Annotated in this window: 8 protein-coding genes and 1 pseudogene; 5 read left to right on the forward strand and 4 right to left on the reverse strand. The window is 72.2% G+C overall.

What is annotated here, in order from left to right; translation table 11 throughout:
• Positions 1-50: 50 nt before the first annotated feature.
• Positions 51-1,781 carry a methylmalonyl-CoA mutase family protein gene (locus tag ACWEPL_RS48250; protein WP_452440236.1) on the forward strand — a complete coding sequence of 577 codons (1,731 nt, stop codon included), beginning with the start codon at positions 51-53 and terminating at the stop codon, positions 1,779-1,781.
• Positions 1,778-3,925, forward strand: a complete 2,148-nt coding sequence (gene scpA, locus ACWEPL_RS48255; protein WP_363964075.1) for a methylmalonyl-CoA mutase — start codon at positions 1,778-1,780, stop codon at positions 3,923-3,925. Before ACWEPL_RS48250 ends, scpA begins: the two co-directional genes overlap by 4 nt.
• Here scpA and ACWEPL_RS48260 read toward each other — a convergent pair.
• Complete coding sequence (locus tag ACWEPL_RS48260; protein WP_452440237.1) at positions 3,919-6,096, reverse strand: serine/threonine protein kinase; 2,178 nt, start codon at positions 6,094-6,096, stop codon at positions 3,919-3,921. The two genes, scpA and ACWEPL_RS48260, sit on opposite strands and share 7 nt — an antisense overlap.
• A gap of 110 nt (positions 6,097-6,206) precedes the next feature.
• Between ACWEPL_RS48260 and meaB the strand changes: the two genes are divergently transcribed.
• The 3 genes from meaB (at position 6,207) to ACWEPL_RS48275 (ending at position 9,456) form a co-directional block, all read left to right on the forward strand.
• Positions 6,207-7,166, forward strand: a complete 960-nt coding sequence (meaB, locus tag ACWEPL_RS48265; protein ID WP_452440238.1) for a methylmalonyl Co-A mutase-associated GTPase MeaB — start codon at positions 6,207-6,209, stop codon at positions 7,164-7,166.
• An 86-nt stretch (positions 7,167-7,252) separates the two neighbouring features.
• Complete coding sequence (locus tag ACWEPL_RS48270; RefSeq protein ID WP_452440239.1) at positions 7,253-9,007, forward strand: AMP-dependent synthetase/ligase; 1,755 nt, start codon at positions 7,253-7,255, stop codon at positions 9,005-9,007.
• Entirely contained in the window at positions 9,004-9,456 is a 453-nt protein-coding gene (locus ACWEPL_RS48275) for an acyl-CoA thioesterase (protein WP_363964082.1), read from the forward strand. Before ACWEPL_RS48270 ends, ACWEPL_RS48275 begins: the two co-directional genes overlap by 4 nt.
• Here ACWEPL_RS48275 and ACWEPL_RS48280 read toward each other — a convergent pair.
• The 3 genes and pseudogenes from ACWEPL_RS48280 to ACWEPL_RS48290 form a co-directional block, all read right to left on the reverse strand.
• Entirely contained in the window at positions 9,374-10,447 is a 1,074-nt protein-coding gene (locus tag ACWEPL_RS48280; RefSeq protein WP_452440240.1) for an acyltransferase family protein, read from the reverse strand. The genes ACWEPL_RS48275 and ACWEPL_RS48280 overlap by 83 nt on opposite strands.
• Positions 10,444-11,064 carry a TetR/AcrR family transcriptional regulator gene (locus ACWEPL_RS48285; RefSeq protein ID WP_363964086.1) on the reverse strand — a complete coding sequence of 207 codons (621 nt, stop codon included), beginning with the start codon at positions 11,062-11,064 and terminating at the stop codon, positions 10,444-10,446. Before ACWEPL_RS48285 ends, ACWEPL_RS48280 begins: the two co-directional genes overlap by 4 nt.
• A gap of 53 nt (positions 11,065-11,117) precedes the next feature.
• Positions 11,118-11,626 (reverse strand): annotated as a pseudogene (locus ACWEPL_RS48290) (hypothetical protein); the annotation flags it as partial.

An 11,626-nucleotide genomic window follows, 5' to 3' on the forward strand; every position in this document is an offset into this window, starting at 1 on the left:
GGGTGGACCCGGGGTTACCGCACCTCCGGAGCTCCGCCTAGTATCCGACCATGGAACTGGCCACGGGGTTCGAGTCCATCTCGCGAGACGGCTGGCGGGCGCTGGCGGTCGAGGTCCTCCGCAAGTCGGGCATCGAGACGGAGGCGCCGGAGGAGGCGCTGTCCACCGCCACCTATGACGGGGTGACGGTCGCGCCGCTCTACGACCTGGACGACCTGCCCGGCGATCCCGGGCTGCCCGGCGAGGCGCCGTACGTGCGCGGGGCCCGCGGCACTCCCGGCTGGGAGGTGCGCCAGCGGCACGCCGTGGCCGACCCCGAGGCGGTGCTGGCCGACCTGGAGAACGGGGTCACCTCGCTGTGGCTCGTCGTCGGGGACGGCGCCATCCCGGTGGACGCGCTGGGCGCAGTGATCGAGGACGTCTACCTCGACCTGGCGCCGGTCGTGCTGGAGGCCGGGGACCGGGTACGCGAGGCCGCCGAGGTCCTGTTCGGGCGCGGGAGCGCCGTGCGGGGCAACCTGGGCGCCTCCGCCGTTGGAGGTCCCGGGCTGGAGCTGGCCAGGCGCTGCGTCGACGGGTTCCCGGGGCTCGGGGCCGTCACCGTCGACGCCACCCCCTACCACGACGCGGGCGGCAGCGACGCCGAGGAGCTGGGCTGCTCGATCGCCCAGGGAGTCGCCGAGCTGCGGGCGCTCACGGACGGCGGGCTCTCTGTCGAGCAAGCGCTAGGGCAGATCGAGTTCCGGTACGCCGCCACCGCCGACCAGTTCGCCACCATCGCCAAGCTGCGCGCGGCCCGCCGGCTGTGGGCCAGGGTCGCCGAGGTGTGTGACGCCGCCGGGCACGGCGGCCAGCGGCAGCACGCGGTGACCAGCTCGGCCATGATGACCGCCCGCGACCCCTGGGTGAACATGCTGCGCACCACCCTGGCCTGCTTCGCCGCCGGCGTCGGCGGCGCGGAGGCGGTCACGGTGCAGCCGTTCGACGCCTGCCTCGGGCTACCGGACGCCTTCTCGCGGCGCATCGCCCGCAACACGCAGGCGCTGCTGCTGGAGGAGTCGGGCCTCGGGCGCGTCATCGACCCCGCCGGCGGCTCCTGGTACGTCGAGCGCCGCACCGCCGACCTCGCCGAACGCGCGTGGGCCTGGTTCCAGGAGATCGAGGCGGCCGGCGGGATCACCCGGGCCGCCGGGCTCGTGGCGGACCGGATCGCCGCCACCCGCGCCCGCCGCGCCGACGACGTCGCCCACCGCCGCCTGCCCATCACGGGCGTGAGCGAGTTCCCGAACGTGCACGAGAAGCCGGTACGGCCGCCCACGCCCGCGCAGGCCGCCTCCGAGACGGGCGGCCTGCCCCGGGTCCGCTACGCCGAGGAGTTCGAGGCCCTGCGCGACCTGGCCGACGCGCGGCCCGAGCGGCCCACGGTGTTCCTCGCGACCATCGGGCCCGTGGCCGCCCACACCGCGCGGGCCGCGTTCGCCGCCAACCTGTTCCAGGCGGGCGGGCTGGACACCGAGACCGCCGGTCCCGGGGCCGATCCCGAGCAGATCGCCACCGCGTTCGCCGTGAGCGGCGCCTCCGTCGCCTGCCTGTGCTCGACCGACAAGCTCTACGCCCAGCACGCCGCCGCCGTCGCCACCGCACTGCGCAAGGCCGGTGCGAGGAAAGTCTGGCTGGCGGGGAAGGGGGAGTACGAAGGCGTGGACGGAAACCTCTACGCGGGCTGCGACGCGCTGGCCGTGCTCCGCGAGACCTTCGACGACCTGGAGGTGACCCGATGATCCCGGACTTCTCCGGCATCCCGCTCAACGCCCTGCCCAAGGACGGGCCGCAGGCGCAGAAGCACGCCGGTGAGGTGTGGGAGACGCCGGAGGGCATCGGGGTCAAGCCGCTCTACACCGCCCACGACCTCGAGGGCATCGACTTCCTGCGCACCTACCCGGGCGTGGCCCCCTACCTGCGCGGCCCGTACCCCACCATGTACGTCAACCAGCCCTGGACCATCCGCCAGTACGCGGGCTTCTCCACGGCCGAGGACTCCAACGCGTTCTACCGGCGCAACCTCGCCGCCGGGCAGAAGGGCCTGTCGGTGGCCTTCGACCTGGCCACGCACCGCGGCTACGACTCCGACCACCCGCGCGTGGCCGGCGACGTGGGCATGGCCGGGGTGGCGATCGACTCCATCTACGACATGCGGCAGCTGTTCGACGGCATCCCGCTCGACCGCATGTCCGTGTCGATGACCATGAACGGCGCCGTGCTGCCCGTCCTCGCGCTCTACATCGTGGCGGCCGAGGAGCAGGGCGTCGCGCCGGAGCAGCTCGCGGGGACCATCCAGAACGACATCCTCAAAGAGTTCATGGTCCGCAACACCTACATTTATCCCCCGGCGCCGTCGATGCGGATCATTTCGGATATTTTCGCTTATACGAGCGAGAAGATGCCGAAATTCAACTCCATCAGCATTTCCGGTTACCACATCCAGGAGGCCGGGGCGACGTGCGACCTGGAGCTGGCCTACACGCTGGCCGACGGCGTCGAATACCTGCGGGCCGGGGTCGGCGCCGGGATGGACGTCGACCGGTTCGCGCCGCGCCTGTCGTTCTTCTGGTGCATCGGCATGAACTTCTTCATGGAGGTCGCCAAGCTCAGGGCCGCCCGGCTGCTGTGGGCCAACCTGGTTTCTGGATTTAACGCGAAAAATCCGAAATCGCTGAGCCTCCGTACGCACTCCCAGACCTCCGGCTGGTCGCTGACCGCGCAGGACGTCTTCAACAACGTGGCCCGCACCTGCGTCGAGGCCATGGCTGCCACCCAGGGCCACACGCAGTCCCTGCACACCAACGCCCTCGACGAGGCGCTCGCGCTGCCCACCGACTTCTCCGCCCGCATCGCCCGCAACACCCAGCTGCTCATCCAGCAGGAGTCGGGCACCACCAAGGTGATCGACCCGTGGGGCGGCTCCTACTACGTCGAGCGCCTCACCCACGACCTCGCCGAGCGCGCCTGGGCCCACATCCAGGAGGTCGAGGCCGCCGGCGGCATGGCCAGGGCCATCGAGGCGGGCCTGCCCAAGCTCCGCATCGAGGAGGCGGCCGCCCGTACGCAGGCCCGCATCGACTCGGGCCGCCAGCCCGTGATCGGCGTCAACAAGTACCGCGCCGAGAGCGACGAGGCCGTCGAGGTGCTCAAGGTCGACAACAGCGCCGTACGCGCCCAGCAGCTCGACAAGCTGGCCCGGCTCAGGGCCGAACGCGACCCCGGCGCCGTGCAGCGCGCGCTCGACGCGCTCACCAAGGCCGCCGACAACCCCGCGCCTGGCCTGGAGCACAACCTGCTCAAGCTGGCCGTGGACGCCGCCCGGGCCAAGGCGACCGTGGGCGAGATCTCCGACGCCCTGGAGCGGGTGTTCGGCCGGCACGCCGAGCAGGTACGTACCATCTCTGGGGTGTATCGCGACGAGTCAGGCCCCTCCGACAACATCGAGCGCGTCCGCCGGGCGTGCGCCGACTTCGAGCGGGCCGAGGGCCGCCGCCCGCGCATCCTGGTGGCCAAGATGGGCCAGGACGGGCACGACCGCGGCCAGAAGGTGATCGCCACCGCGTTCGCCGACCTCGGCTTCGACGTGGACGTCGGCCCGCTGTTCCAGACGCCGGAGGAGGTCGCCAGGCAGGCGGTCGAGGCCGACGTGCACATCGTGGGCGTGTCGTCGCTGGCCGCCGGCCACCTGACGCTGGTGCCCGCGCTACGCCGGGCGCTGGCCGACCTCGACGCCGGCGACGTCATGATCGTGGTCGGCGGCGTCATCCCGCCCGGCGACCACGACGAGCTGCGGGCCGCGGGCGCCGCCGCGATCTTCCCGCCCGGCACGGTGATCGCCGACGCCGCCCTCGACCTGCTCGACCAGCTGAGGAACCGTCAGTAAGTTCCCCGGTCGCACATCGTGACGGAGATCGTCCGCTGGGTGGCGACCGGGGACGTGATCCGGAGCGTGACGCGATGGACGCCGCCCGTGCTCTTGAGGCTCTGCGGCGAGGTCAGGAAGCGCTGGCCGTTCTCGGTGACGAGCGCCGACGAGCGGCCCACGGCGACGTTGTCGATGTACCAGGTGTAGCGGAAGGTCAGCGGCAGGCCCGTGCGCTGCACCATCGCCTGGAGCGTGACCTCGCCGCCGGTCCAGCAGTCGCCGTTCTTCGCGCCGCCAGGGCGGACGTAGACGAGCCTGAGCCGACCGGCGGCGGGCGTGGCACTCGCCGTCGGGGTGCCGGTCGGGTCCCCGGTCGAGTCCGTCGTCGATCCCGCCGTCGGGACGTTGCTCGGGGTGCCGACGGTCTGCGGGCTGGGCCTGGGGGTACGCGAGCGCCTCGGGCGCGTGGTTGGCGTGGTTGCTGCCCCAGCGGTGGGTTCGGTCGTGGGCGCGGTGGTCACGTCGGAGACGTTCTTGGCCTTGGGGGTGGGCGTGGTGGGGGTGAGCCACATGATGGCGCCGGCCAGCGCCAGCACGGACACGCCGGCGACGCCCGCGACGAGCACGATCTTCACCCGCCGCCGCCCGGACCGCCGCGGCGGCTTGGGCGCCTGGGGCGGGGCCTGGGGCTGGGGCGTGCCCGGCACGAGGAGGTCGACCAGCGCCGAGTGCTGGGCCACCGACGGCTCGGCCACGACCTGCGCGGCGCCCGGCCCTTCGGCGGGCGGGAAGCCCGGCGGCGGCTCGGCGGGCGCGTGGTGCTGGAAGGCGGGGGGAACCGGGGCCTCGACCGGAGCCGCCATCGGGAACGTCCCCGGTCCCTGGCCGTGCGGCGCGGTCGCACCCTGGTGGTGCGCGGCCGCGCCTTGGTCGAAGTGCGCGGGCGCGCCCTGGCCGAAGTGCGGGCCTTGATCGACGTGGGCGGGCGCGGCCTGGCCGAAGGGCTGGCCCTGGTCCGGATGTGCGGGCGCGTTCTGGCCGAAGTGCGGGCCCTGGCCGTGGTGCGCGGGCGGAGCGGGCTGCCCCACCACGGGCTGCCCCACCACGGGCTGCCCCACCACGGGCTGCCCCACCACGGGCTGCCCCACCACGGGCTGCCCCACCACGGGCTGTCCCGACAAGGGCTGGCCCGCCACGGGCCGGCCCAGGGACTGGGGGTCGGTGCCGTGGCTCTGGCGCGAGGTCCGGCGCGGCAGCGGGGCCGCGGGCTGCTCCGCGGCCGGCTCCTGGGTGCGGGCCCGGCGCGGCGGCGTGTCCTGGTCGAGGGTGGCGTCGGGCGTGTCCTGCCAGGCCGCCAGCGGGGGATCGGGCCTGTGGGGCTGGGTCTGGTACGGGGCCGTCTGCTGGCGGGACGGCGCGGTCAGCCGCAGCAGCACGTCACGCATCGCGGGGCGGGAGCCCGGATCCTTGGCCAGGCAGGCCAGCAGGATCTCGCGTACCGGCCCGCGCAGCTCGCCCATGCGCGGCTCGTCCTTCAGGATGCGGTTGATCACCGCGGGCAGCGAGTCGTCCCCGAACGGCGGCACCCCCGTGGCCGCGGAGACCATCACCGATCCCCACGCGAACACGTCCGACGCCGCGCCGCCCGCCTGCCCGGCGAGCTGCTCGGGCGCCATGTACGCGGGCGTGCCGACGAAGGTGCCGGTCGCCTTCACGCCGGTGCCGAGCGCCCCGGCGATGCCGAAGTCCACCACCCGCGGCCCGTCGGGCCCGATCAGGACGTTCGCCGGCTTGAAGTCCCCGTGCACGACGCCGGCCTGGTGGATGGCGTCCAGCGCGGTCGCGGTCGCCACGGCGAGCCGCTGCAGCTCCGCCCCGCCGAGCCGGCCGACCTGCTGGAGGGAGGGTCCGTCCACGTACTCGGACACGATGTACGGCCTGCCGCTGGTCGAGGCGTCGAGCACCTGCGCGAGGCAGAACGGCTCGACCTTGCGCGCGGCGGCGATCTCCGTGGCGAGGCGGCCGTCGACGGAGAGCCCCTCACGCAGCACCTTGACGGCGACCGGGGTTCCGTTGCGGGCCTGGCCGAGGTAGACGACACCATGGCCGCCCGCGCCGAGCCGACCGACCAGCCGGTAGGGTCCCACCGTTGCCGGGTCGCCCTCGCGGAGGGGTTCGACGTTGGGCATGAGGGGAGTGACTCCTGTGACGGCTGAGATCAGAACTCCAGCACCCTACTGGCAAAAGTCAAGAATTGTCAGAGATTAGCTGATCAACTGGGAAGAAAGGGGTAAGCCGGGTGCACTCGCTGGAGGACTACGCCCGAGGCGTACGGGCCGGGTCCCGTACGTGGATCGCCCGCGCGATCACGCTGGTCGAGTCGACCAGGCCCGACCACAACGTCCTGGCGCAGCGGCTGCTCGTCGAGCTCACCCCGCTGTCCGGCCACGCGCGCCGGATCGGGATCTCCGGCGTGCCCGGCGTGGGGAAGTCCACGTTCATCGACGCGCTCGGCACGATGCTGACCGCGCAGGGCCACAAGGTGGCCGTCCTGGCCGTCGACCCCTCCTCCACCAGGACGGGCGGCAGCATCCTCGGCGACAAGACCCGCATGGCCCGCCTGTCGGTCGACCCCGCCGCGTTCATCCGCCCCTCGCCCACCTCCGGCACCCTGGGCGGCGTCACCAAGGCGACCAGGGAGGCCATGGTCGTCGTGGAGGCCGCCGGCTTCGACGTCGTGCTGGTCGAGACCGTCGGCGTGGGCCAGTCGGAGACCGCGGTGGCCGACATGGTGGACACGTTCCTGCTGCTCACGCTGGCCCGCACCGGCGACCAGCTCCAGGGCATCAAGAAGGGCGTGCTGGAGCTCGCGGACGTCATCGCGGTCAACAAGGCCGACGGCGAGCACGAACTGCCCGCCAGGAAGGCCGCGCGGGAGCTGGCGGGCGCGCTGCGCATGCTCCGCTCCGACTCCACGCCGCCGCCGGTGCTCACGTGCAGCGGGCTCACCGGCGACGGGCTGGACAAGCTCTGGCGGCACGTGCTGACCCACCAGGAGTCGATCGACCTGGCCGCCAAGCGCCGCGGGCAGCAGGTCGGGTGGACGTGGACGCTGGTGCGCGACCGGCTGCTGTCCGAGCTGCGCCACGACCCCGAGGTGGCGGCGATCACCGACGAGATCGAGCGGGAGGTCCTGGCGGGGGAGCTGACGCCCGCGCTCGCGGCCGACCGGCTCCTGTCCGCCTTCAAACGCCCCTGAGACGGAAAGCACGCGGCGCTCTGGTCTATCCCAAATGGTGGGATTGCTTTTAGAGTCGGCGTCAACACCGTCCAGGAGGTTCAGGCATGTCCAGCATTCCGTCCCTGCTGCGCGATCGGATCGCGGCGACCCCCGACGCGGAGGCGTACCGATTCCCCTCGGACGACGGCTGGGCCTCGCTGTCGTGGCGCGAGGTGGGCGACCGCGTGCGCGGGCTGGCCCTGGGCCTGGCCGGGCTGGGCTCCGGGCCCGGCAAGCGGGTGTCGATCCTCTGCTCGACCCGGGTCGAGTGGATCCTGGCCGACCTCGCGGTGCTGGCGACCGGAGCGGCCACGACCACGATCTACCCGTCCAACACGGCGGCCGAGTCGGCGTTCGTCATCACCGACTCCGGCAGCACGATCGTCATCGCCGAGAACGACGACCAGGTGGCCAAGCTCAGGTCCGTCCAGAAGGAGCTGCCCGACGTCACCCACGTCGTGGTCGTCGACGGCTCGCCCAGCGACGACGGCTGGGTGGTCACGCTCGCCTCCCTCAGCGGTGAGGGCGACTACGACGCCATGGTGGACGCCATCGCCCAGGACGACCTGGCCACCCTCATCTACACCTCGGGCACCACCGGCCGCCCCAAGGGCGTGGAGCTGACCCACGACAACTGGCTCTACGTCTCCGAGGCCGTCCGCGGGCTCGGCATACTCTCCGAGTCCGACCTGCACTTCCTGTGGCTGCCGCTGTCGCACTCGTTCGGCAAGCTGCTGGAGGTCGTCATGATCGACATCGGCGTGCCGACCGCGATCGACGGCCGCCTCGACAAGATCGCCGAGAACCTCGGCGTGGTCAAGCCGACGTTCATGGCCGCCGCGCCGCGCATCTTCGAGAAGATCCACAACACGGTCGTGGCCACCGTGCGCCGCGAGGGCGGGATCAAGCTGCGCATCTTCGACTGGGCGAAGCGGACCGGCATCCGGGTCGTCAGGGCCCGCCAGCGCGGGGCGGACATCCCGGTCACCACCCGGATCGAGCACGCCCTGGCCGACCGCCTGGTCTTCGCCAAGCTCCGCGACCGGTTCGGCGGCCGGATCCGCTTCTTCATCTCCGGCGCCGCCCCGCTCTCGCAGGACATCGCCGAGTTCTTCGACGCGGCGGGCCTGACGATCATGGAGGGGTACGGGCTGACCGAGTCGTCGGCGGGCAGCTTCCTCAACCGGCCGGAGTCGGTGAAGTTCGGCACGGTCGGGCCGCCGCTGCCCGGCACCGAGGTCCGCATCGCCGACGACGGCGAGGTCCTCATCGGCGGGCGCGGCATCATGCGCGGCTACCACGGGCTGCCGGAGGAGACGGCCGGGGCGCTGGAGGAGGGCTGGCTGCACACCGGTGACATCGGCGAACTCGACGAGGCCGGACGGCTGCGCATCACCGACCGCAAGAAGGAGCTGATCAAGACCTCGGGCGGCAAGTACGTCGCGCCCACGTACCTGGAGGGCCGGATCAAGGCGGCCTGCCCGTACGCGTCGCACGTCTTCGTGCACGGCGACCGGCGCAACTACGTCACGGCGCTGGTCACGCTCGACATGGACGTCGTCAAGCCGTGGGCCCAGGCCGAGGGGCTGCCGTCCGACCCCGAGGAGCTGCGCGAGCACCCGCGCGTGCGCGAGGAGGTCGGGCGGGCCATCGACCAGGTCAACGCCGACCAGGCCAGCTACGCCACGGTCAAGAAGTTCGCGATCCTGGCGGAGGACTTCACCGTGGAGACGGGCGAGCTGACGGCCAGCCTCAAGATCAAGCGCAAGGCCGTCGAGGAGCGCCACGGCAAGACCCTCGACTCCTTCTACGACGGGTGAGCGATCCCGTCGTGATCTCCCACCTGCCGGTGCGGCCGAGGCACTGCGACGCCCAGGCCATGATGCACGCCTCCCGCTATTACGAGTACATCGAGGACGCGTTCCTCGACTGGATCGGGGCCCGCGGCGGCTACGACCGGCTCCGGCGGGAGGGCGCCGACCTGGTGGTCAAGGCGAGCGGGTGCGAGCACCACGCGCCCGCCCGCCTCGGCGACGTGCTGGCCGTGGAGAGCGCGCCGGCCAGGGTCGGCACCACGTCGATCACGATGACGTTCACGATGCGGCGCGGGGACGTGGTGGTGGCCGTCGGGACGGTCACGTACGTGTGCGTCCGCGACGGCCACCCCGCCCCCCTGCCTGAGATGCTCAGAGGACCCGCTTCGCCCCCGGCAGCGACCGCACCAGGTACGCCAGCGACCAGCACAGCGGCAGCGCCACCACCAGCATGATCGCGAACTTGACGACCGCGACCGCCTCCAGCGGGCGCAGCGCGTAGCCGATGGCGACCAGCACGAGCGGGTGGATGATGTAGACGGTGAAGGCGTGGTCGGACAGGAACCTCCCGCGCGGCCCCTGTTCGGCGAAGCGCTCCCTGAAGAGCACTGACAGCCCGATGATCATGCTGACCGCGAAGGCCGACTCCCAGGTGGCCGTCAGAGCCGACGAGAGCTGCCCGCCGGTCATCCGCGAGAGCGGCAGCAGCACGGCGCTCGACACACCCGCCACGACGAACCCGAGGTGCCCCGCCCGCGCGGGCAGCGTCTCGAACCAGCCGCGCCTGAAGGCCGCGCACCCGAGGGCGAACATGGCGACGTACTGCGGGAGGAAGTCCGGCGTCGGCAGCCCGAGCACCGGCACGTACGTGCCGGTCGGCACCGGGAGGCGCCACAGGAACGTGGCGAGGGACAGGCCCAGGACGAACAGCACGACCGACCGGAGCCGCAGCGGCTCGGGGCGCGGATCGGCCGCCGGCCGCCGGCTCCGCCACCACGCGTACACCAGCGCGAAGACGATCAGCACCTCGGCGAACCACATGGGCCCCGGGTCCCACGAACCCAGGTAGTACTGCCAGTAGGGCAGGTCCGGGCGCTGCGCGAGCCCGCCGAAGTTCACCAGCGGCCGCAGCAGGACGAGGAAGACGAGCAGCGGGATGCCCAGCCGTACCAGCCGGTCCCGGACGAAGGCGCGCGAGCCCTTGCGGTCGTACGAGCCGGGGGTGAAGAAGCCGGAGATGAGGAAGAAGAACCCCATGAAGAACGCCTGGTTGAACACCACCAGGATGTCGAGCGCGACCCCCGACGGGTCCTTGGCGGGCTCGGTGTAGAACCAGAGGGGGATGTTCCCGTACGTGACCGCGGCGTGGTGGGCCACCACCAGCGCGGTCAGCACGATCCGCAGGTTGTCGATCGAGTGGAGCCGGGTCCTCGGCTCGGTCTTCATATCCTGCATGCCCTTTCGAAGAGGTCGGCGAGTTCGCGCGCGTGCGCGTCGAGGTCGTGGTCGGGATAGGCGGCCCAGTAGCCGAACATGCTGTCCATGGCGGCCGACACCGAGACGGACATGACGCGGAGGTCGAAGTCCCTGAACTCGCCGGTGCGCTGCCCGAGTTGGAAGATCATCTCGATTGCCCGGTAGATCTCCTCGCTGGTGTGCACGCCGTAGCGGGGTTTGCCGTCGGCGCCGCGCAGGTTGTTGAAGATCTCGCCGAGCGCCAGGATCTTCGAGCGGTGCTTGCGCATGTGCGCGGCGTTGGCGACGAAGTACGTCCGCAGCAGGGCGCCGGCCCCCTCCACGCCCTCCATCGCCGCCAGCACGTGATCGGCGGCCTCCGTGTAGGCGCGGGTGACCACCTCCTCCATCAGCTCGTCCTTGCCGGCGAAGTGGTAGGAGATGACGCCCTTGCTGATGCCCGCGTGCTTGGCGATGCGCGCAAGGGACGCCTGGGCGAACCCGACGTCGGCGATCACCTCCACGGCCGACGCCACGATCTGCGCGCGCCTGGCCTCCTCGATGAACGAACGGCGCTTCTGGCCGTCCGGTTCAATTTCTGACCGCATGGCCAAAATTTAACACACACGGCCAGAAACCGCGACGCTCGTCGCCTCGCGCCTCAGCCCAGCCGGGACCGGTAGACCGCCCTGGCCTGCTCCAGCAGGGACACGTGGTCGCCGAACTGGTAGGCGCCGACCAGGCGGCCGTGCTGCCTGACGAGCTCCTCCAGCAGGTCGAGCCACTCCAGGCACCACACGACGTCCTCGCGCCGGGCGACCCGCCGCCCGTCCACCTCCACGTAGACGGGGCTGGTCAGGGCGTACCCGGTGGAGGTCAGGGTGCGGGGGTGCCGGCCGCACAGGACCTCGGCCACCACGTACGTGGACGCGTCCACCGTGAGGTCGGTCGTCGCGGTCAGCGGCTCGTCGGGGGCCCGCCCGGGTTCGTCCGTTCGCCGCGTGGCCCCGGCCCGCACGCCCTCCGCCGTGCGGATGCGCACGGCCGCGACCTCGGGGCCGACGGCGGTGGCCGTGACACGGACGCGCTGCCCCGCGCGGGCCTGGATCACGTGGTCGGGAACCGCCGCGTCGCTGGCGAAACTGGGGCGCGTCTCGTGCATGTTGGCGC

Source organism: Nonomuraea sp. NPDC004186, assembly GCF_053603495.1.

Bases quoted from the DNA above. Each gene is read 5' to 3' on its own strand.
- ACWEPL_RS48270 (WP_452440239.1), top strand. From the start codon at position 7,253: ATGTCCAGCATTCCGTCCCTGCTGCGCGATCGGATCGCGGCGACCCCC.
- ACWEPL_RS48280 (WP_452440240.1), bottom strand. From the start codon at position 10,447: ATGAAGACCGAGCCGAGGACCCGGCTCCACTCGATCGACAACCTGCGG.
- ACWEPL_RS48285 (WP_363964086.1), bottom strand. From the start codon at position 11,064: ATGCGGTCAGAAATTGAACCGGACGGCCAGAAGCGCCGTTCGTTCATC.
- scpA (WP_363964075.1), top strand. From the start codon at position 1,778: ATGATCCCGGACTTCTCCGGCATCCCGCTCAACGCCCTGCCCAAGGAC.
- ACWEPL_RS48260 (WP_452440237.1), bottom strand. From the start codon at position 6,096: ATGCCCAACGTCGAACCCCTCCGCGAGGGCGACCCGGCAACGGTGGGA.
- ACWEPL_RS48250 (WP_452440236.1), top strand. From the start codon at position 51: ATGGAACTGGCCACGGGGTTCGAGTCCATCTCGCGAGACGGCTGGCGG.